Here is a 21,547-nt window from a genome sequence, read left to right on the forward strand (position 1 = left end):
TCCAGGGCACTGCGAAGGAGCGTTCACATGTCATTACTGCAGCATTGGGAACATGAGTTCGACAAGGTCAAGGTCCGCCTCCACGGGTTGGTCACGCGGCTGGAAATGTCCTGGAAAAAACTGGTCAACGACCTGGAGCCCGAGGAGTTCGAGGCCATCGTCAAGCTGTTGCAGCGCGGTCACGACCAGGCGCGGCACGTGATCGACCACGGCGACCTGCCAGACGACGAGCCGGCCGTGCCGTGGGAGTTGGCCCATGGCCTGTCGATCCTGAAAATCGGCAACGCCAGCCCGTTGCCACAAACCGAGGAGGAGCTGCCGACCCGGGTGCTCAAGGACGGCACCTTGCTGGGCTGTCGTAAATGGGAGCTGTTGGATCTGCTGTGGAGCGAGGCGCTGCTCAAGTGGATCGAAAACCTGCGCCACCACGCGAAATTCGCCACCAACCCGGCGCTGGTGAAAATGGACAGCGACGTGGTGCTGGCGATTGCCGGCGACTGGGGCACCGGGCCGTTCGACAGCCATGCGCCGGCGGTGGCCGTGGCCAACCAGATGCAACTGGCCCAGGCCGATTTCACCATTCATCTGGGCGACGTGTATTACGCCGGAACCCAATCCCAGGAAGACGTCGACATGGCCGGTTGGCCCCAAGGCAAGCATGGCGCCTTCACTCTCAACTCCAACCACGAGATGTACAGCGGCGCGCATGGCTATTTCAAGGAACTGGCCAAGCGTTTTCCGGTGCAACAAGGCACCAGCTATTTTGCCCTGTACAACGACGACTGGCTGGTGGTCGGTCTGGACACCGCCTATGCCTCCGATGTGATGAACCTGTACATGGACGGTGCCCTCAATGCGCCACAGATCGAGTGGATGAAAACCCTGCCCAAACGCAAGAAGCTGATGGTGCTCAGTCATCACCAGGGCTTCGACATCAGCGGGCACAACAAGACCGCGATTTACCAACCGGTCTGCGATGCGCTGGGGCGTGAGCCGGACTACTGGTACTGGGGCCATCTGCACAACGGCATCTGCTACGCGCCCCAGGGCGGGTTGCACGCCCGCTGTGCCGGACACGGGGCGATCCCCTATGGCACCACCAGCGAGTTGAACGGGCATGCGCGGGTGCTGTGGTCGGAGACGCAACTGGCCGGGGACTCGGCGTATCCGGAGCGGGTGTTGAATGGTTATGTGAAGGTGCAACTGCGCGGGGAGGCGATTGTCGAGACGTTCTACGGGGAGGATGGGTCGGTGCGGTGGTCTTCGGTCAGGGGATGAAGGCGGATGTTCTCGGAGGGATTCGATGTGCTCTTTCGGGGCACATCGTACAGAGCCTAAATATCGAGTAAAGATCTTCGGGCCTGTATCAGGCCCGGTTTTCCGTATGGTGACGGTCCGACTTCAATGGAGTTGTCGCAGTCATATCACGGAAGATTGGAATGATTCATTTTAAAAAGGCTGTATGTTTTTTGAGTCTCCTGGGTGTTCAGATCGGCGTTGCCAACCTCGCCCGCGCGGCTGAAACGGCACCGGGGATCACGGATTTGAGCAAGCCGTTCAACGAATATGCGTGGGTCACGGCGCATCATGGCTATCGGGATGACATGCGTTCCCAGCTTGAGCGAGGTACGCGTGGCTTCAGGCTGGACCTGCGCCCGGGCAACCTGACCGGTGGTTCGGATGTCTACCTGTGCGATGCGCAAGATACCGCCTCCTGCGATATACGGGCCGACATCAAATTTGCCGATGCGTTGAATAGGGTGTTCCTGCCCTACTTGCGCAGCAACGCCGATGCGGTGGTGACGCTGTTGCTCCAGAGTCATGTCGACAGGGAGAGCCTGGCCCATGCTTTCGGTCGCGTGCCCGGCCTTGCGGACATGGTTTTCGATCCAGAGGTTTACAGGAACTCTGCGGGCTGGCCGACGCTGCAGCAAATGATCAGCCAGGGCAAACGTCTGGTCATCCTCTCTGACAACCGAGCCGGTCAGTATGAGGTCGATGGAAAAACCATCAATGTGCTGGAGGACAGTCAATGGGAAAGCCAGAACACCTGGGAGCTTGGGGAAAACACGCGCAAACATGATTGGAGTTGCCTATCCCGCTGGGGTTCCTACAGGTCAACGGTGGCGGCATCGGGGTTTGTCCAATGGCCGAGATTGTTCGTGATGAATCAGTTTCACCCCAATGGAGCGACGGCCGAACATGCGGGTGGTCTGGATAACAACCTGACTGAGCTTGAGCGACGGGTCGACAGTCACTGTGCAAGTGCGTTAGGCAAGCGTACCGCTCCCAATTACCTGGCGATCGAGTTCAACCAGGCGGGCGATGGATTTTCCTATGCGGCGGCGTTGACCCAGGGTGGCCTGTACTTCTACGAAAAAAATGACGCGGCCCCTGACGGTGACACGCTCTGCGTTCTTGCGGTCGGTCATGATTACGACCTCAGCTTGCCGGCCCAGGGTTGTGGGAACGATGAGGCCCGGTCCATGCGGTTACGCGGCGTAAAGGCAGGAACGCGAATCAGCATTTATGATTCGCCCGATGGCAACCTGAAGGATGACCATGCCTATATCGATGTAAAACGCGATATCGGTATTGACGAGTCGGTGGTGATCGGCACTTTCGAGCGCAATGACGATAACGCAGACTACAAGCTGGCCTATGTTCGCAATAACGGCCTGGACGGCAAGGTATCGCGGATTACGGAGGGCCGTACGCCGGATGATTTTTCCGATGGGAAGGTGGTGTTGTATGAGGGTAATGGGGCCAGCCAGAGTATCGTCTGCACGGTAAGCCTGGCTCCCGACACCCGGTTCAATTTCGGGGAGGGTTGCAGCAATGATGAAGCCCGGTCCGCGAAAATCCTCAGTGCCCGGGCCGGTACCCGTTTCAGTGTGTATGGCAATCGCGACCAGAAAGAAGACCAGGGTTTCGCCCGGGTGGAGATAGTGAGTGATATCACCCAGCCCGTCATCATCGACAGCTTCGAGCGCAGCCATGATGAAGGCTCATGGAAAATTATCTCGCACGCTGATGCGGGTCAGTTGGATGGCAAGGTTTCGAGCATGGACATTCAATTGCCCTGAGCAAAACACCCCGTGGCGTCTCGACGCCACGGGGTGTTCTTCCATCGATCATGCTTACTTCTGAATAGCCACGTCCTTGAGGTACGGTGCCGGTTCGGCCCCCAGGTTGTGGAGCATGCGGCCGCTGTACCAGTCGATGAAGTTCACCACGCCGAACTCATAGGTCTTGGAGTAAGGGCCAGGCTGGTAGGCGGTGGAGTTGATGCCGCGCTGGTTTTCCTCGGCCAGGCGACGGTCCTGGTCGTTGGTGGCGTCCCAGACTTCGCGCATGCGCTGCACGTCATAGTCCACGCCTTCGACCGCGTCCTTGTGCACGATCCACTTGGTGGTGACCATGGTTTCCTGGGCACTGATCGGCCACACGGTGAACACGATGATGTGGTCGCCCATGCAGTGGTTCCACGAGTGCGGCAGGTGCAGGATGCGCATCGAGCCCAGGTCCGGGTTCTTGATGCGGCCCATCAGCTTGGCGCAGCCTTGCTTGCCGTCCATGGTCATCGACACGGTGCCCTTGAGCAACGGCATGCGCACGATACGGTTACGCAGGCCGAAGCTGGCGTGGGCGTACGGGATCTTCTCGGCTTCCCAGGCAGCGGCGGAGGCAGCGACGTGGTCCTTGAACGCCTGGTCGGCGCGCGGGTCGGTGACGTCGTCCCATTCCAGCAGGGTCTTGAGCAGCTCAGGGTGCGAGCCGTTGCAGTGGTAGCACTCGCGGTTGTTTTCCAGCACCAGCTTCCAGTTGGCCTTTTCCATCAAGGTGGTTTGCACCGCCACCTTGGTGTTCTCCATGTCGTACGGTTCCATGTAGTGGCTCAGGGTCGACAGGAAGCTGTCGATGGCCGGAGGGTTTTCAGCCAGGCTGATGAAGATGTAGCCCCCAGCGGTCTTCACATTCACCGGCTTGAGGCCATACTGCTTCATGTCGAAGTCGGCGCCCATTTCGGTGCCGGCGAACAGCAGGCGGCCGTCCAGCTCGTAGGTCCACTGGTGATAAGGGCAAACCAGCTTGGCAACCTTGCCCTTGTCGCTGGTGCACAGGCGCGAACCGCGGTGGCGGCAAACGTTGTGGAAGGCATGCACGACACCGTCGGCACCGCGGATCACGATGATCGGGTTCTTGCCGATCTGCAGGGTCAGGAAGTTGCCCTTGGCCGGAATCTCGCAGGTCATGCCGGCGATCAGCCATTCCTTGTGGAAGATTTCCTGCATGTCGATATCGAACACGCGCTCATCGCTGTAGAACGGCTGCGGCAGCGAATAGGTGCGTTCGCGCTCTTGCAGCATCTGCGCGGTGGCCTTGCGTGCGGGTTCCAGCGGATCGCCCAGGCTCAGGGTAGTGGTGACGTCCATCGTTTTATCCTCAGTGGCTCTCTAAGTGGAGCCGGTGAAAGTGGCTAATCGGTAGTGCTACGCAAGGCAGAAATTATGTTTGTCTGTGGAGGCGAGTGTGGGGCCGCGCAGGGGTCGAACCTTATCCATGGGCGACATGGCCCAATCTGTTCCCGACGCGCAACCCCCGGTGGTTGGGGGCTGGTCGCGATAAGTATGTGAATGTCGCGAATAGGTAAACGACGCTTTCGGCGCCTGCGCACAATCGCCATCATGATGAGGCCGACAGTCGGCCGTGGAGAACAACATGTCCAATAATTTCCTGAACCCGGTCACCACCCAGACCTGGGCCAATGGCCGACATATCGTGCGCTGCGTCAAAGTCATCCAGGAAACCTGGGATGTGCGCACCTTCTGCTTCATGGCAGACCAGCCGATCATGTTCTTTTTCAAGCCCGGGCAGTTTGTCACCCTGGAGCTGGAAATCGAAGGCCAGCAGGTCATGCGCTCCTACACCATCTCCAGCTCACCGTCGGTGCCCTACAGCTTTTCGGTGACCATCAAGCGCGTGCCGGGGGGTAAGGTCTCCAACTGGCTGCACGACACCCTGCACGAAGGCCAGGAGCTGGCGGTGCACGGGCCGGTGGGGCTGTTCAATGCCATCGATTTCTCCGCCCCGAAGGTCCTCTACCTCAGCGGCGGCGTCGGCATTACCCCGGTGATGTCCATGGCGCGCTGGTACTACGACACCAATGGCAACGTCGACATGGTGTTCATCCACAGCGCCCGTTCGCCCAAGGACATCATCTATCACCGCGAACTGGAACACATGGCGTCGCGGATCGATAACTTCAGCCTGCACCTGATCTGCGAAAAACACGGTCTGGGCGAGCCTTGGGCCGGTTATCGCGGTTACCTGAACCACAAGATGCTGGAGCTGATGGCGCCGGACTTCATGGAGCGCGAGGTGTTCTGCTGCGGCCCGACGCCGTACATGAACGCAGTCAAGCGCTTGCTGGAAGCCGCCGGCTTCGACATGAAGCGCTATCACGAAGAATCCTTCGGCGCCACGCCGCCGGAAGCCAAGGCCGACGCCGTGGAACATGCCGGCCAGGCCGCCGAGGCAGCCGAGGTCGATGATGCGGAACTGCACCTGGTGGAATTCACCTCCTCTGGCAAGAGCATTCGCGTGGGCCCGGGAGAAACCGTCCATGCCGCCGCTGCAAAACTTGGCATGATGATTCCCAAGGCCTGCGGCATGGGCATCTGCGGGACCTGCAAGGTCCTGAAGCTGGGCGGGGAAGTGGAAATGGATCACAACGGCGGCATCACCGAGGACGACGAGGCCGAAGGCTACATCCTGTCGTGCTGCAGCGTGCCGAAAGGGGACGTGCGGATCGAGTATTGATCCGCATCTCCTGGTAGGGGTGGGCAGGCGCTTGTGGGAGCAAGGCTTGCCCGCGATGAAGGTTGCGCGGTTTCTCGGGAACCGAGTCGTCTGCATCGCGAGCAAGCTTTGCTCCCACAGTGTTTTTTTGCCCTCGCAGTGCCTTTTGCTATCGATGGCGCGTGAGCGTCCTTTTCTAGATTGCCATCACTTCCCGAATATCCGCCGCCAATTCCCGCACCCGTGCCTCTTCGGTGTCCCACGAGCACATGAAGCGTGCGCCACCCTTGCCTATGAAGGTGTAGAAGCGCCAGCCCCTGGCCGTCAGGGCGGCGATGGCCGGTTCCGAGAGTTGTAGGAACACGCCGTTGGCCTGGACCGGGAACATCAGTTCCACGCCGGGGATGTCGCTGACCAGTTGTGCCAGCAGATGGGCGCAGTGGTTGGCGTGGCGGGCGTGCTTGAGCCAGGCGTCGTCTTGCAGCAGGCCGACCCACGGCGCCGAGAGAAAGCGCATCTTCGAGGCCAGTTGCCCGGCCTGTTTGCAGCGATAGTCGAAGTCTTCGGCCAGGTCGCGGTTGAAGAACAGGATCGCCTCGCCCACCGCCATGCCGTTTTTCGTTCCGCCAAAGCACAACACGTCCACGCCGGCCTTCCAGGTCAGGTCGGCCGGGGTGCAGCCGAGGAAGGCGCAGGCGTTGGAAAAACGCGCGCCGTCCATGTGCAGGTTCAGCCCCAGTTCCTTGCAGGTGATGCTGATGGCGCGGATTTCTTCCGGGGTGTAGACGCTGCCGACCTCCGTGGCCTGGGTCAGCGTGACGACTCGCGGCTTGGGGTAATGGATGTCCTGGCGCTTGAGGGCGATTTCGCGGATCGACTCGGGGGTCAGCTTGCCGTTTTCAGTACGGGCGATGAGCAACTTCGAACCGTTGGAGAAGAATTCCGGGGCGCCGCATTCGTCGGTTTCGACGTGGGCGGTTTCCGAGCAGATGACGCTGTGGTAGCTCTGGCACAGCGACGACAGGGCCAGGGAGTTGGCCGCAGTGCCGTTGAAGGCAAAAAACACTTCGCAGTCGGTTTCGAACAGGGCCCGGAACCCGTCCGCCGCGCGGTGAGTCCATTCGTCGTCGCCGTAGGCGCGTTGATGGCCCTGGTTGGCTTCTTCCATCGCCGCCCAGGCTTCGGGGCAAATGCCGGAATAGTTGTCGCTGGCAAACTGTTGACTCTTGTCGGTCATGGCCTTGCTCCTTGAATCTTGAATAGAGAGTCCTGGGTAAAGAACTCCCTGGTTCGGCGTGCTTGGGTCCGCAGCGCCGTGCTCGATGCTGGTGCGCACTTTACCCAAGATTGGTGGGGGAGCGCACTTGCGCAGTTATCCCGCCCCAGGTTTTGCTCCCAAAGTCTGCGCGCTCATGTCGTAAAAGCACCTTTGCGTGGCGTCCATAGGCATTTGACCTGCCTGCGCCCGCCATACCATCGCATCCAAAGGGTACTGTCGAAGGGGCAGTGCCTTTACCAAGACAATAGGCGCACCGCCACCGCTGGGAGAGACGCGATGTTCAGCAAGCAAGACCAAATCCAAGGTTATGACGATGCACTGTTGGCGGCGATGAATGCCGAAGAGCAACGCCAGGAAGATCACATCGAACTGATCGCGTCGGAAAACTACACCAGCAAGCGCGTCATGCAGGCCCAGGGCAGCGGCCTGACCAACAAGTACGCCGAAGGCTATCCGGGCAAGCGCTACTACGGTGGCTGCGAGTACGTCGACAAAGTCGAGGCCCTGGCCATCGAGCGCGCCAAGCAACTGTTCGGCGCCGACTATGCCAACGTCCAGCCGCACTCCGGTTCTTCGGCCAACGCCGCGGTCTACCTGGCGCTGTTGTCGGCCGGTGACACCATCCTGGGCATGAGCCTGGCCCACGGCGGCCACCTGACCCACGGTGCCAAGGTGTCGTCCTCGGGCAAGCTGTACAACGCGGTGCAATACGGCATTGATACCACCACCGGCCTGATCGACTACGACGAAGTCGAGCGCCTGGCGGTCGAGCACAAGCCGAAAATGATCGTGGCTGGTTTCTCGGCCTACTCCAAGACCCTCGACTTCCCACGTTTCCGCCAGATCGCCGATAAGGTTGGCGCACTGCTGTTCGTCGACATGGCCCACGTTGCCGGCCTGGTGGCCGCTGGCCTGTATCCGAACCCGCTGCCTTACGCCGACGTGGTCACCACCACCACCCACAAGACCCTGCGCGGTCCACGTGGCGGCCTGATCCTGGCCAAGTCCAACGAAGAAATCGAGAAGAAGCTCAACGCCGCAGTGTTCCCGGGCGCCCAGGGCGGCCCGCTGATGCACGTGATCGCCGGCAAGGCCGTGTGCTTCAAGGAAGCGTTGGAGCCAGGTTTCAAGGCCTACCAGCAGCAAGTGATCGACAACGCCCAGGCGATGGCTGGCGTGTTCGTCAAGCGCGGCTACGATGTAGTGTCCGGCGGCACCGATAACCACCTGTTCCTGGTCAGCCTGATCCGTCAGGGCCTGACCGGCAAGGATGCCGATGCTGCCCTGGGCCGTGCCCATATCACCGTGAACAAGAACGCCGTGCCGAACGACCCGCAATCGCCGTTCGTGACTTCCGGCCTGCGCATCGGCACCCCGGCGGTGACCACGCGCGGCTTCAAGGTCACCCAGTGCGTCACGCTGGCCGGCTGGATCTGCGACATCCTCGACAACCTCGGCGATGCCGACGTCGAGGCCAATGTCGCCCAGCAAGTGGCGGCCCTGTGCGCGGACTTCCCGGTTTATCGCTGAGTCGGTTTTGGAGTAATGACTATGCAACGCTATTCGGGCTTCGGCCTCTTCAAACACTCTCTCAGCCATCACGAGAACTGGCAGCGGATGTGGCGCACGCCGACCCCGAAAAAGGTCTACGACGTGGTCATCGTCGGCGGTGGCGGGCACGGTCTGGCGACCGCCTACTACCTGGCCAAGGAGCACGGCATCACCAACGTGGCCGTGGTCGAGAAAGGTTACCTGGGCGGCGGTAACACCGCCCGTAACACCACCATTGTGCGCTCCAACTACCTGTGGGACGAATCGGCCCACCTGTACGAGCACGCGATGAAACTGTGGGAAGGCCTGTCCCAGGACCTGAACTACAACGTGATGTTCTCCCAGCGTGGCGTCTACAACCTGTGCCATACCCTGCAGGACATCCGTGACTCCGAGCGTCGGGTCAACGCCAACCGCCTCAACGGCGTGGACGGCGAGCTGCTCAACGCCAAGCAAGTGGCCGACGAGATCCCGTACCTGGATTGCTCGAAGAACACCCGCTACCCGGTACTGGGCGCAACCGTCCAGCGGCGTGGCGGCGTGGCCCGTCACGATGCCGTGGCGTGGGGCTTCGCCCGTGCCGCCGACGCCTTGGGCGTGGACCTGATCCAGCAGACCGAAGTAATCGGCTTCCGCAAGGAAAACGGCGTGTGCATCGGCGTGGAAACCAACAAAGGCTTCATCGGCGCCAAGCGTGTCGGCGTGGTGACCGCCGGTAACTCCGGGCACATGGCCAAGCTGGCCGGCTTCCGCCTGCCGCTCGAGTCGCACCCGCTGCAAGCGTTGGTGTCCGAGCCGATCAAGCCGATTATCGACAGCGTGATCATGTCCAACGCCGTACACGGCTACATCAGCCAGTCCGACAAGGGCGACCTGGTGATCGGTGCCGGTATCGACGGCTACAACGGCTACGGCCAGCGTGGTTCGTACCCGGTGATCGAGCACACCGTCCAGGCCATCGTCGAGATGTTCCCGATCCTCTCGCGGGTCCGCATGAACCGCCAGTGGGGCGGTATCGTCGACACCTCGCCGGACGCCTGCCCGATCATTTCGAAGACACCAGTGCCGAACATGTTCTTCAACTGCGGTTGGGGTACCGGTGGCTTCAAGGCCACTCCAGGCTCGGGCAACGTGTTTGCCGCCAGCCTGGCCAAGGGTGAAATGCACCCACTGGCCGCACCGTTTTCCATGGACCGCTTCCACAGCGGTGCACTGATCGACGAACACGGCGCTGCTGCCGTCGCCCACTAACAGGAGAAAAATCCTATGTTGCACATCTTCTGTCCTCATTGCGGCGAACTGCGCTCCGAAGAGGAATTCCACGCCGGCGGCCAGGCACATATCCCGCGTCCGCTGGATCCGAACGGCTGCACCGACGAGCAGTGGGGCGACTACATGTTCTTCCGCGACAACCCGCGTGGCCTGCACCATGAGTTGTGGATCCATGCCGCCGGTTGCCGCCAGTACTTCAACGCGACCCGTGACACCGTGACCTACGAAATTCTGGAAACCTACAAGATCGGCCAAAAGCCGCAATTCACCGACAAGGCTGACAGTCCGAAAGCGGCCGCACAGGCTCTGGGAGAGAAGGTATGAGCCAGATCAATCGCCTGTCCAACGGCGGACGGATCGACCGCAGCAAAGTATTGAGCTTCACCTTCAACGGTCAGAGCTACAAAGGTTTCGAAGGCGATTCCCTGGCCGCTGCGCTGCTGGCCAACGGCGTCGATATCATTGGCCGCAGCTTCAAATACTCCCGTCCACGGGGCATTTTCGCCGCCGGTGCGGAAGAGCCGAACGCCGTGCTGCAGATCGGTGCCACCGAAGCCACGCAGATCCCTAACGTGCGTGCCACGCAACAGGCGCTGTACCAGGGCCTGGTTGCCTCCAGCACCAACGGCTGGCCGAACGTGAACAACGACGTGATGGGGATCCTGGGTAAAGTCGGCGGCAAGATGATGCCACCGGGCTTCTACTACAAGACCTTCATGTACCCGCAATCGTTCTGGATGACTTACGAGAAGTACATCCGCAAGGCCGCGGGCCTGGGTCGCTCGCCGACCGAGAACGATCCGGACACCTACGACGCCATCAACCGTCACTGTGACGTGCTGGTGGTCGGTGCCGGCCCTGCCGGCCTGGCGGCTGCGCTGGCTGCCGCGCGCAGCGGTGCGCGCGTGATCCTGGCCGATGAACAGGAAGAGTTCGGCGGTAGCCTGCTCGACACCCGTGAAAGCCTGGATGGCAAGCCTGCGACCGAATGGGTTGCCGCTGCGGTGGCTGAACTGCGTTCGCTGCCTGAAGTGGTGCTGCTGCCGCGCGCCACGGTGAACGGTTACCACGACCACAACTTCCTGACCATCCACGAGCGCCTGACCGACCACCTCGGCGATCGCGCGCCGATCGGCCAGGTCCGTCAGCGCATCAACCGTGTCCGCGCCAAGCGTGTCGTGCTGGCAACCGGTACCTGCGAACGTCCGCTGGTCTACGGCAACAACGACGTGCCGGGCAACATGCTGGCCGGTGCGGTGTCCACCTACGTGCGCCGCTATGGCGTGGCACCGGGCAAGAAACTGGTGCTGAGCACCAACAACGACTACGCCTACCGTGTGGCCCTGGACTGGTATGACGCCGGCCTGCAAGTGGTCGCCGTTGCCGACGCCCGCAGCAACCCTCGCGGTGCGCTGGTGGAAGAAGCACGCGCCAAAGGCATTCGCATCCTCACCGGCAGCGCCGTGATCGAGGCCCGCGGCAGCAAGCGTGTCACCGCCGCCCGTGTCGCCGCGATCGACGTCCGCGCGCACAAAGTCACCAGCCCTGGCGAATGGCTCGATTGCGACCTGGTCGCCAGCTCCGGCGGCTACAGCCCGGTGGTCCACCTGGCTTCGCACCTGGGCAGCCGGCCGGTCTGGCGTGAAGACATCCTCGGTTTCGTACCGGGCGAAGCGCCACAGAAACGCGTCTGCGTCGGCGGCGTGAATGGCGTCTACAGCCTGGGCGATGTGCTGGCCGACGGTTTCGAAGGCGGCGTGCGCGCAGCCAGCGAAGCCGGCCTCAAAGCCGTGAAGGGCGTGTTGCCCAAAGCGCTGAGCCGTCACGAAGAAGCGACCCTGGCGCTGTTCCAGGTGCCGCATGAAAAATCCACTGCACGGGCACCGAAGCAATTCGTCGACCTGCAGAACGACGTTACCGCCGCCGCCATCGAACTCGCCACCCGCGAAGGCTTCGAGTCGGTGGAGCACGTCAAGCGCTACACCGCACTGGGCTTCGGCACCGACCAGGGCAAGCTGGGCAACATCAACGGCCTGGCCATCGCGGCACGCTCGATGAACGTGAGCATCCCGCAGGTGGGCACCACCATGTTCCGGCCGAACTACACGCCGGTCACCTTCGGTGCGATCGCCGGTCGTAACTGCGGGCATATCTTCGAGCCTGTGCGCTTCACCGCGCTGCATGCCTGGCACGTGAAGAACGGTGCCGAGTTCGAAGACGTCGGCCAGTGGAAGCGCCCTTGGTACTTCCCGAAGAACGGCGAAGACATGCACGCCGCGGTCAAGCGCGAGTGCAAGGCCGTGCGCGACAGCGTCGGTTTGCTGGACGCCTCGACCCTGGGCAAGATCGACATCCAGGGCCCGGATGCCCGTGAGTTCCTCAACCGCATCTACACCAACGCCTGGACCAAGCTCGACGTGGGCAAGGCCCGCTACGGCCTGATGTGCAAGGAAGATGGCATGGTGTTCGACGACGGCGTGACCGCCTGCGTCGGTGAGAACCACTTCATCATGACCACCACCACCGGCGGTGCGGCCCGTGTGCTGCAATGGCTGGAGATCTACCAGCAGACCGAATGGCCGGAGCTGAAGGTGTACTTCACCTCGGTCACCGACCACTGGGCGACCATGACCCTGTCGGGCCCCAACAGCCGCAAGCTGCTGAGCGAAATCACCGACATCGACATGGACAAGGACAACTTCCCGTTCATGACCTGGAAGGAAGGCCTGGTGGGCGGCGTGCCGGCCCGGGTGTTCCGGATCTCGTTCACCGGTGAACTGTCGTACGAAGTCAACGTGCAGGCCGACTACGCCATGGGCGTGCTCGAGCAGATCGTCGAGGCGGGCAAGAAGTACAACCTGACTCCGTACGGCACCGAAACCATGCACGTACTGCGGGCCGAGAAAGGCTTCATCATCGTCGGCCAGGACACCGACGGCTCGATGACCCCGGACGACCTGAACATGGGCTGGTGCGTAGGCCGTACCAAACCGTTCTCGTGGATCGGCTGGCGTGGCATGAACCGCGAAGACTGCCTGCGCGAAGACCGCAAGCAACTGGTGGGCCTCAAGCCGATCGACCCGAATGTCTGGCTGCCGGAAGGCGCGCAACTGGTGTTCAACCCCAAGCAGGCCATCCCGATGACGATGGTCGGCCACGTGACCTCCAGCTACGCGCACAACTCCCTGGGCTACTCGTTCGCCATGGGCGTGGTCAAGGGCGGGCTCAAGCGCATGGGCGAACGCGTGTTCGCACCGCTGGCCGACGGCACGGTGATCGAGGCAGAGATCGTTTCTTCGGTGTTCTTCGATCCGAAGGGGGATCGGCAGAATATCTAAATGACCTGGACCCTGTGGGGGTGGGGGCGCGTGGGAGCAAGGCTTGCTCCCACGCGCCACGCCTCGACAGGTCTAAAGCAGAATTCAAGACAGGTGCTATATGACCGCAGTCAACGTGTACCAACAACGCCCAACCAATGGGGCCAAGGCCGAGTCGTCGCTGCACCATGCCGACCTCGCCAGCCTGGTCGGCAAGGGCCGCAAGAACGCCGGCGTGACCGTGCGCGAGAAAAAACTCCTGGGTCACCTGACCCTGCGTGGCGACGGCCATAACCCGGCGTTCGCCGCGGGTGTGCACAAGGCCCTGGGCCTGGAATTGCCAGGTGCGCTGGCCGTCATCGTCAAGGGCGAAACCAGCCTGCAATGGCTTGGCCCGGACGAGTGGTTGCTGGTCGTGCCAAGCGGTGAAGAGTTCGCCGCCGAGAAAAAACTGCGTGAAGCGCTGGGCGACCTGCACATCCAGATCGTTAACGTCAGCGGCGGCCAGCAGATCCTCGAACTGTCCGGTCCGAACGTGCGCGACGTGCTGATGAAATCCACCAGCTACGATGTACACCCAAGCAACTTCCCGGTCGGCAAGGCCGTGGGCACGGTGTTCGCCAAGTCGCAACTGGTGATCCGCCATACCGCCGAAAACACCTGGGAACTGCTGATCCGTCGCAGCTTCTCCGATTACTGGTGGTTGTGGTTGCAGGATGCGGCGGCCGAGTACGGTTTGAACGTGCAGGCCTGAAACACGAAGGACTTTGTGGGAGCAAAGCTTGCTCGCGACTTCAGGCGCCTCGGTCCCCAACGAGACCGCGTTGTCTTCATCGCGAGCAAGCTTTGCCCCCACAGATAAACTCCTCTGCCACAGGGTTCTGTGCTGGGCAGGGGGGTATCCATAACGAACAGGAGTCACCCCCATGAGCCGCGCCCCAGACACATGGATTCTCACCGCCGACTGCCCCAGCGTGCTCGGCACCGTGGATGCGGTCACACGCTTTCTGTTCGAGCAGGGCTGCTACGTCACCGAGCACCATTCCTTCGACGACCGGCTCTCGGGGCGTTTCTTCATTCGTGTGGAGTTCCGCCAGCCGGACGGTTTTGACGAACAGCGGTTCCGCACCGGCCTGGCCGAGCGGGCGCAAGCCTTCAGCATGGTCTTCGAACTGACCGCGCCGAACTACCGGCCGAAAGTGGTGATCATGGTCTCCAAGGCCGATCACTGCCTCAACGACTTGCTCTACCGCCAGCGCATCGGCCAGTTGTCGATGGACGTGGTGGCCGTGGTATCCAACCACCCCGACCTCAAGCCGCTGGCCGACTGGCACCAGATTCCCTACTACCATTTCCCCCTGGACCCGAACGACAAGCCGGCCCAGGAGCGGCAGGTGTGGCAAGTGATCGAAGACACCGGCGCCGAGCTGGTGATTCTCGCCCGCTACATGCAGGTGTTGTCGCCAGAGCTGTGCCGCAAACTCGACGGTAAGGCGATCAACATCCACCACTCGCTGCTGCCGGGTTTCAAGGGTGCCAAGCCGTACCACCAGGCCTACAACAAAGGCGTGAAACTGGTGGGCGCGACGGCGCACTACATCAACAACGACCTGGACGAAGGCCCGATCATCGCCCAGGGCGTGGAGGTGGTGGACCACAGCCACTACCCCGAGGACCTGATCGCCAAGGGCCGGGACATCGAAGGCCTTACATTGGCCCGGGCGGTGGGCTATCACATCGAAAGACGGGTGTTCCTGAACGCCAATCGCACTGTCGTTCTTTAGATGCTTTGTGGCGCTTTGAGGTGCGTTGGCGAGCAGTTCTTCTCTGATAATCCCAGTACTAATCCGAGCACAAACGCGCTGCCTGCCTGGGTGACGCAGTTCCACAAAAACAACAGCGAGGTGAAAGCATGTCTGGTAATCGTGGTGTCGTGTATCTCGGCAACGGCAAGGTCGAAGTACAGAAAATCGACTATCCAAAAATGCAGGACCCGCGCGGCAGGAAGATCCAGCACGGTGTGATCCTGCGCGTGGTATCCACCAACATCTGCGGCTCCGACCAGCACATGGTGCGCGGCCGTACCACTGCCCAGACCGGCCTGGTCCTGGGGCACGAGATCACTGGTGAAGTGATCGAAAAGGGCACTGACGTCGAGAACCTGAAAATCGGTGACCTGGTGTCGGTGCCGTTCAACGTGGCTTGCGGGCGCTGCCGTTCCTGCAAAGAGCAACACACTGGCGTCTGCCTGACCGTCAACCCGGCGCGTGCCGGTGGTGCCTACGGTTACGTCGACATGGGCGACTGGACCGGCGGCCAGGCCGAATACGTGATGGTGCCATACGCCGACTTCAACCTGCTGAAGCTGCCGGACCGCGACAAGGCCATGGAGAAAATCCGTGACCTGACCTGCCTGTCCGACATCCTGCCGACTGGCTACCATGGCGCCGTCACTGCCGGCGTTGGCCCTGGCAGCACCGTCTACATCGCCGGTGCCGGTCCGGTTGGCCTGGCGGCCGCCGCTTCCGCCCGCCTGCTGGGCGCTGCCGTGGTCATCGTCGGCGACGTCAACCCGATCCGCCTGGCTCACGCCAAGGCCCAGGGTTTCGAAATCGCCGACCTGTCCCAGGACACCCCGCTGCACGAGCAGATCGCTGCGTTGCTGGGCGAGCCAGAAGTGGACTGCGCTGTCGACTGCGTCGGCTTCGAAGCCCGCGGCCACGGCCATGACGGCGTCAAGCACGAAGCCCCGGCTACCGTGCTCAACTCGCTGATGCAAGTGACCCGCGTCGCCGGCAAGATCGGTATCCCTGGCCTGTACGTGACCGAAGACCCGGGCGCGGTCGATGCCGCCGCCAAGATCGGTGCCCTGAGCATCCGTTTCGGCCTGGGCTGGGCCAAATCCCACAGCTTCCACACCGGCCAGACCCCGGTAATGAAGTACAACCGCGCGCTGATGCAAGCGATCATGTGGGATCGCATCAACATCGCCGAAATCGTCGGCGTACAGGTGATCAGCCTGGACGACGCGCCGAAAGGCTACGGCGAGTTCGACGCGGGCGTGCCGAAGAAGTTTGTGATTGATCCGCACAAGTTGTTCAGTGCGGCGTAAGCGGTAAAGGGCAAGACGGAAAAAAGGGCGACAGTGATGTCGCCCTTTTTTATGGGGCTTTTCTGATGTTTATGAATTTTTCGGGGCGATAGTTAAATAACAAGCGACTGAGATAGCGATCTTTGACCACCATGTACTCTGATACGGTGTTATCGATGGTTCCGTTCGGTAGGTTGTTTTTAGGCGTCTGGGTTGGCCCAGAAAGAACCCGGCCCGAGAATGCTTTTACTGGCTTCCCAGTGAGTTCTGAAAGCGTCGAGCCGAATGGTATTTCGCCATCGGCTGAATAGCAGACGAGTGTCCGAATGGTGTCATATTTTCCAAGGTTAACTCTATTTTTAAGTCTGAAATGTAATTGGGAGGGTGTTATAAGTCTATCGTCTGCGATGATGTACGGAAATTTTCCTTCGATGGGCTGTCCGCCATGGGCTACTACATTCAAACGACTCAAGTTGCTTTTTTGGGTGTCCTCGAATATAGCAACACCTTTTGCAATTGTTCGATAGTTTTTGATGGTTTTTCTTGTGATGCCAAATAGCTTGTCGATGTAGCTTCTAAAGAGTCGGTGCAACGTGCTACCCAATAAGCTGAATGATATACCTCCTGTCGGGTCTATCTGATTGATCGGATCCCCCAAACAATAGGTATAGCTATTCAACCCACCCGCTCCAAACGGACTCTGACTGTCCGGACTGTTAAACCGCATCAGCACCGGATTGAACGCCCGATAACCATTTCCCAATAAATAGTGCCCGGTAATTGGGTCTGGTCGTTCGCCGTTGAAGCCGAGCAGGCTGAGTAAACCATTTTCCGGGGCGCGGTAGCCGTACGGCGTATAGACGAAAGGGTGAGGTTGCGTGGCATTGAGTGCCTGCAATACCGAGTGTTGGTGATCAGTGGCGAGCAGGGTGGTTTCAATGACATTGTCCTGGCGCTGTTGTACCGCCAGGAGTTGGTCCTCGTGCTGGAAAATCGAGCGCTGTGCCGCGCCTTGAACCTCAGTAGCCAGACGACTCTTCAGATAAAAGCGCTGATGACTTGTCAGGTTGGTCGGTGTGCAACTCACCACCCGGTCGAGCGGATCGTAGCGATACCGGCTGAGCAGTGTCCGTGTGGATGTCATGGGTGGCTTCCAGAGGGAACCGGGTTGGACTGGTTTCTGGCTGGGCTCGACCCAACTCAGGGGTCTTTGCTGATAAGTTCCAGGTTGACCGCGTAATACTGTCCATCGCTGCCCAACATCAGTTCGTACGTCACTTTCTGCCCAGGTTTTATAACGGGCCCGCCGTCTTCCGTCGGTGGTGAGCAAAAATAGATATCCCGCTCGCATTCGGCGGCAATCCTCGACACGGTGCTTCCGGCCGCAGGGATATTGCGTCTTGCGGGCTGCTTTTGCATGGCCATCTCCTATTCAAAGAGTTGACCTGCGATCAGGAGCGTCGGCGTATGGAAACACCTCAGCCGGCGCTCACCTCATGCAGGTTGGACATTTTCGGCTTGCATGCCTTTTTGTCCCTGGACTGCTTCGTAGGACACTTTTTGTCCTTCTTTCAGGGTCTTGAAGCCGCTGCCTTGTATGGCTTTGTAATGAACGAAGAGGTCCGCTCCGCCGTCCTCCGGCGTGATAAAGCCAAAGCCCTTCTCATCGTTGAACCACTTGACTGTTCCGACATTACTCATGGTGTTCTCGCCTTGCCGAATGGTTGGTGCATAAAAGCGATGGAAGTCGCTTGTGTTTCTTTTGGTGCGTGTTCGAGCTTAACGCTCTGGAAATGGGGGGCTACTGTCAGAGTTGACAGTGGGTTAGGGCTGTTTGAAATAACTCGGGTGCCTCAAGGTGATTTAAGTTGTTTAGTATGCGACGGGTTTAGAAAGCTAAGAAGGGAAGAAGCCGCACTTGATTAACCATCTCCCCGTTTCTAATAACTTTTTGGGCGTCGTTGTAGTGATCAATGCCTATTATATTGATCATCATAGCTTTCTTTATGTATTGAGGCGTTTGAGGGCTTGGGTGCTCAGGAATGGTTTCTAAACGGCGAGGGCGTGACGAGGTTGTTTTATTTTCTGGTACGTCATAGAGCGAACCTTTTAAGAACTCCGGCTCAGGAACAGACCATTCGGTATGCAACCGTGCATTTGGAGGTGGAGCTGGTAATGGTCCAGTTCGCTGGGAGATTTTTACTGGAGCTTGACTGTCCTGGACCTGAGCGTAAATGGGGTCTTTGGAAAAGCGCTCAAGTGACGATTGAGGGATAGACTTTTCAGGTGATTTCCCCCGCTTCGTAAGGCTTTGGGCGGTGGCTTGAACATTGCTGTTCGTAGCACCTGCGGTGGTAGCTACCCGGGTTCTTGGTGTTTGAGGTCTCAGAAAATTTCTCAGAAATTTAAGAAAGGAAGGAAGGTGTCCAGAGGGGTCAGTTCTATTAACCGGATCACCAACACAATATGCATATGCATTCAGCCCCCCCTCCCCAAACGGACTCAAACTGTCCGGGCTGTTAAACCGCATCAACACCGGGTTGAACGCCCGATAACCATTGCCCAATAAATAGTGCCCGGTAATCGGGTCTGGTCGTTCGCCGTTGAAGCCAAGCAGGCTGAGTAAACCATTTTCGGACGGGCGATGGCCGTACGGTGTGTAGACCAGAGGGTGAGGTTGCGTGGCATCAAGTACATGCAACACCGAGCGTTGCTGATCGGTCGCGAGCAAGGTGGTTTCGATCACGCCGTCCTGGCGCTGCTGCTGCGCCAGGAGCTGGTCGTCCTGCTGGAAAATCGAGCGCTGCGTCGAGCCTTGAATCTCGGTGGCGAGACGGTTCTTCAGGTAAAAGCGCTGGCTGTTCGCTTGCGCCGATGGCGTGCAGTCGGCCAGGCGATCCAGCGGGTCGTAGTGGTAGCGGCAGAGTAGCGTTGTGCGGTTCTTGGACATGGTTGGCGTTCTCCAAGGGTCCAGTCGTTAGTCCGGCGTCACTCTCGTGGCTTGCATGCCTTTTTCGCCTTTCTCGATTTCAAACGAAACGCTCTGCCTCTCCTTCAAAGTTTTATAACCCTCACCGGCAATCGCCGAATAATGAACGAACAGTTCCGCGCCTCCTTTGCCGCAGGTAATAAAGCCATAGCCCTTTGCGTCGTTAAACCATTTCACGGTTCCTTTGATTCGGTCGCTCATTTTTATTGTCCTTGCCCGAATGAAGAAAGGCACAGGAACCGCCGCTTGCCCGTTGCCTTGTTTTTGTTGCCTGGGCGCAAGCTTAGAATTGGCGAAGAGAGTTGCCTACTGTCAGGGCTGACAGTAGGCAATACCGAGAGGGAATAACTGATTGCCGATGATATTCAAACGACTGTCACGCGGCGGTCATGCCATGGCTTGCGCCTGCAACCGCCGACCGATTACGTCCAGCACATCGCAGCCATCGCGCAGTGGAATCGCCAGCAACAGCGCGAAGTCATGGAGGACGACGGCGTCGGCGCTGAGTTCTTCGCGAAAGGCGATGTTCTCCAGTACCTGGGTGACGGCGCGGATGCGGTAGGCAGCGGTTTCGTGGAGGACGTCGAGGGGGGCTTGGGTGTCGATGAGCAGGGAAGCGGGGGTGCAGTCGACGCCGGTGAGGGGCATGTATCGGTTCATTGGGTAGATCTCCATGGTGGTTCGATGATGCCGCCACTCACTCGTCGCCAAACGAATGGGTGGCAGCTGTACGCAGGTTGGCGAACCGGACACCATGGAGAAGCCGGCAGACCCGAAGGCCTCCCACGCACAACTGCCATTGAGCAGTTCTGCGAGTGCAAAAGCCCGTGCCAAAAAGCAGGGCTTCTGATCATAGTGTATCGAGTCGCCAAACCCGAGTCGCCATGTGGGCGACGGGAAGAACTATAGGCAGCGCACTTTGGCCCGGGCAAGGTCCGCGGTTGCGGGGGATTTCCCAAGTATTTGTGGGATTTTTAGTCGAGATGCTGTTGTGGCAGAGGATTGAGAAGGGGAACCGCGACGGATAGATCTAGGTTGACTGTCAGAAACTCAGATTGAGTTCATCGGCCTTTATTAGCTTGCACAAGGTGGCGTCCGGGCTTTCGCAGCGACGATTCGACCACGACGACAATGCCGGTCCCTGCACTGACAGGTACTCCAGCCTCAGGCTCAGGGTGCCGAATGTGCAGGTGGCGCGGGTCGGTGATTGTTCGTCGGCTTCAGCTTCCTGGGCAACGAACTCCGCGCTATTGAATTGCGCCATGGCCGGGTCGGCGACGTCGGTGAGCCGTTGACTCTCCCATTGGCGATTATCCTGCACTTCTACCGGCTCGATCGTCCTTTGGATTTGAGTGACGCCAGGGCAGGTTATTTCCCCCGCGTGGACTTGGCCGACGCTCCACAAAAAGAGCCCCGCCGCACCACCTGCCATCAGGTTTGCCATGATCTTTCGCATTTGCCAGCCCTCCAATGTTCTGGTCCGAGGCCATGGTTACGGCTATGTCCGGCGCGGGCTACTGTCAGGGCTGACAGTTATTTATGCCTATTTGGAATTTGGTATAGGTCTTTCTCGGATATTTGGCGATAACAACCGCCCGTGAACACCGACACTATGGCCTTTTCTTTTGATCCGGACGGGGAATGCGCACAGGGAACAATCGGTCAGGCCGCCAGTCCAAAGCTCGATTCTGCGCCGCCCTCATGAGGCGGCTTTTTCATGGCTCAAGAGGACGTCCCGGAATGAAGGTTTCACGCGGTTTTGCACTGTCTTGCCTGTTGTCGCTGGCAGCCAGCCCGACCTTCGCGCAGTTCAGCCTCACTGATGCAGTGTCAGCCATGCAGGGGAGTCAGGAGGAGGGCGCCAGTGCCAGCGCGCCGAAAACCGCCGGGCTGCTTGATACCCTGGGGTCGGAACTCAAGATCACCCCGGAACAGGCCATCGGCGGTGCCGGCGCGATGCTGGGGCTGGCGAGGAACCAGCTCAGCGAGCCGCAGTTCTCCGAATTGAGCAAAAGCGTCCCGGGCCTCGATCAGCTCGCCGGCAATAACGCCCTCGGCGGCCTCACCGGCCTGGGCAGCTTGCTCGGCGGCGGGTCGGAAAAAAATCCGCTGCTCGACGGTTTGCTGGGCAACGTCAAGGACACCAACGACCTGAACAACACCTTCAGTGCCGGCGTTTTTCAAGGTAGTTGTCGCGTCAGCCATCAAACTATGCAGCTTGTTCGAGGTGCTGTTGCTCTTGATCA

General features: G+C 59.9%; 20 protein-coding genes. 11 read left to right on the forward strand and 9 right to left on the reverse strand.

Annotated features, from left to right (window positions below; translation table 11 throughout):
* Window positions 1-27 precede the first annotated feature (27 nt).
* A complete protein-coding gene (locus tag N4Q37_RS10420) occupies window positions 28-1,278 on the forward strand; it encodes a metallophosphoesterase (protein ID WP_260957625.1) in 1,251 nt (416 codons plus the stop codon).
* Between the two features lie 161 nt (window positions 1,279-1,439).
* Window positions 1,440-3,086 (forward strand): hypothetical protein, encoded by a 1,647-nt coding sequence (locus tag N4Q37_RS10425; protein ID WP_260957627.1) that lies wholly within the window; start codon window positions 1,440-1,442, stop codon window positions 3,084-3,086.
* Window positions 3,087-3,140: 54 nt separating this feature from the next.
* On the opposite strand, the gene gbcA is transcribed toward N4Q37_RS10425, so the two are convergent.
* Complete coding sequence (gene gbcA / locus N4Q37_RS10430; protein ID WP_260957629.1) at window positions 3,141-4,436, reverse strand: glycine-betaine demethylase subunit GbcA; 1,296 nt, start codon at window positions 4,434-4,436, stop codon at window positions 3,141-3,143.
* A 286-nt stretch (window positions 4,437-4,722) separates the two neighbouring features.
* On the opposite strand from gbcA, the gene gbcB reads away from it, so the two are divergent.
* The gene (gene gbcB, locus N4Q37_RS10435) at window positions 4,723-5,823 is read left to right on the forward strand and encodes a glycine-betaine demethylase subunit GbcB (protein WP_260957631.1); all 1,101 of its coding nucleotides are present in this window, start codon (window positions 4,723-4,725) and stop codon (window positions 5,821-5,823) included.
* A 175-nt stretch (window positions 5,824-5,998) separates the two neighbouring features.
* Here the strand turns inward: gbcB and N4Q37_RS10440 are convergent, their stop codons facing one another.
* A complete protein-coding gene (locus N4Q37_RS10440) occupies window positions 5,999-7,039 on the reverse strand; it encodes a threonine aldolase family protein (RefSeq protein WP_260957633.1) in 1,041 nt (346 codons plus the stop codon).
* 318 nt (window positions 7,040-7,357) lie between these two features.
* Here N4Q37_RS10440 and glyA point away from each other — a divergent pair, with 318 nt between their 5' ends.
* The 7 genes from glyA to fdhA all read left to right on the forward strand — a co-directional run bounded on the left by glyA (window position 7,358) and on the right by fdhA (window position 16,333).
* Window positions 7,358-8,611 carry a serine hydroxymethyltransferase gene (glyA, locus tag N4Q37_RS10445; RefSeq protein WP_260957635.1) on the forward strand — a complete coding sequence of 418 codons (1,254 nt, stop codon included), beginning with the start codon at window positions 7,358-7,360 and terminating at the stop codon, window positions 8,609-8,611.
* Window positions 8,612-8,632: 21 nt separating this feature from the next.
* Window positions 8,633-9,883: a sarcosine oxidase subunit beta gene (locus tag N4Q37_RS10450; protein WP_260957637.1), complete on the forward strand. Its 1,251-nt coding sequence runs from the start codon at window positions 8,633-8,635 to the stop codon at window positions 9,881-9,883.
* 15 nt (window positions 9,884-9,898) lie between these two features.
* Complete coding sequence (locus N4Q37_RS10455) at window positions 9,899-10,228, forward strand: sarcosine oxidase subunit delta (protein ID WP_260957638.1); 330 nt, start codon at window positions 9,899-9,901, stop codon at window positions 10,226-10,228.
* Window positions 10,225-13,242, forward strand: a complete 3,018-nt coding sequence (locus N4Q37_RS10460) for a sarcosine oxidase subunit alpha (RefSeq protein ID WP_260957641.1) — start codon at window positions 10,225-10,227, stop codon at window positions 13,240-13,242. Before N4Q37_RS10455 ends, N4Q37_RS10460 begins: the two co-directional genes overlap by 4 nt.
* A gap of 100 nt (window positions 13,243-13,342) precedes the next feature.
* A complete protein-coding gene (locus N4Q37_RS10465) occupies window positions 13,343-13,975 on the forward strand; it encodes a sarcosine oxidase subunit gamma (RefSeq protein ID WP_260957643.1) in 633 nt (210 codons plus the stop codon).
* A gap of 172 nt (window positions 13,976-14,147) precedes the next feature.
* Window positions 14,148-15,005 (forward strand): formyltetrahydrofolate deformylase, encoded by an 858-nt coding sequence (gene purU, locus N4Q37_RS10470; protein WP_260957645.1) that lies wholly within the window; start codon window positions 14,148-14,150, stop codon window positions 15,003-15,005.
* A gap of 128 nt (window positions 15,006-15,133) precedes the next feature.
* A complete protein-coding gene (gene fdhA / locus N4Q37_RS10475; protein ID WP_260957647.1) occupies window positions 15,134-16,333 on the forward strand; it encodes a formaldehyde dehydrogenase, glutathione-independent in 1,200 nt (399 codons plus the stop codon).
* 49 nt (window positions 16,334-16,382) lie between these two features.
* Here fdhA and N4Q37_RS10480 read toward each other — a convergent pair whose 3' ends face one another.
* The 7 genes from N4Q37_RS10480 to N4Q37_RS10510 all read right to left on the reverse strand — a co-directional run bounded on the left by N4Q37_RS10480 (window position 16,383) and on the right by N4Q37_RS10510 (window position 20,757).
* Window positions 16,383-17,456: an RHS repeat-associated core domain-containing protein gene (locus N4Q37_RS10480; protein WP_260957648.1), complete on the reverse strand. Its 1,074-nt coding sequence runs from the start codon at window positions 17,454-17,456 to the stop codon at window positions 16,383-16,385.
* 56 nt (window positions 17,457-17,512) lie between these two features.
* Window positions 17,513-17,731: a hypothetical protein gene (locus N4Q37_RS10485; protein WP_260957650.1), complete on the reverse strand. Its 219-nt coding sequence runs from the start codon at window positions 17,729-17,731 to the stop codon at window positions 17,513-17,515.
* Between the two features lie 75 nt (window positions 17,732-17,806).
* Window positions 17,807-18,013 carry a cold-shock protein gene (locus tag N4Q37_RS10490; protein ID WP_260957653.1) on the reverse strand — a complete coding sequence of 69 codons (207 nt, stop codon included), beginning with the start codon at window positions 18,011-18,013 and terminating at the stop codon, window positions 17,807-17,809.
* A gap of 187 nt (window positions 18,014-18,200) precedes the next feature.
* The gene (locus N4Q37_RS10495) at window positions 18,201-19,262 is read right to left on the reverse strand and encodes an RHS repeat-associated core domain-containing protein (RefSeq protein ID WP_260957655.1); all 1,062 of its coding nucleotides are present in this window, start codon (window positions 19,260-19,262) and stop codon (window positions 18,201-18,203) included.
* A 27-nt stretch (window positions 19,263-19,289) separates the two neighbouring features.
* Window positions 19,290-19,502: a cold-shock protein gene (locus N4Q37_RS10500; RefSeq protein WP_260957656.1), complete on the reverse strand. Its 213-nt coding sequence runs from the start codon at window positions 19,500-19,502 to the stop codon at window positions 19,290-19,292.
* A gap of 186 nt (window positions 19,503-19,688) precedes the next feature.
* Window positions 19,689-19,961: a hypothetical protein gene (locus tag N4Q37_RS10505; RefSeq protein ID WP_260957658.1), complete on the reverse strand. Its 273-nt coding sequence runs from the start codon at window positions 19,959-19,961 to the stop codon at window positions 19,689-19,691.
* A 382-nt stretch (window positions 19,962-20,343) separates the two neighbouring features.
* Entirely contained in the window at window positions 20,344-20,757 is a 414-nt protein-coding gene (locus N4Q37_RS10510) for a DUF3757 domain-containing protein (protein WP_260957660.1), read from the reverse strand.
* 284 nt (window positions 20,758-21,041) lie between these two features.
* On the opposite strand from N4Q37_RS10510, the gene N4Q37_RS10515 reads away from it, so the two are divergent.
* Window positions 21,042-21,547: DUF2780 domain-containing protein (locus N4Q37_RS10515; RefSeq protein ID WP_260957662.1), on the forward strand; the 506-nt coding region annotated here is incomplete at its 3' end.

The organism is Pseudomonas citri, assembly GCF_025336485.1.
GTDB classification, from domain to species: Bacteria; Pseudomonadota; Gammaproteobacteria; order Pseudomonadales; family Pseudomonadaceae; genus Aquipseudomonas; species Aquipseudomonas citri.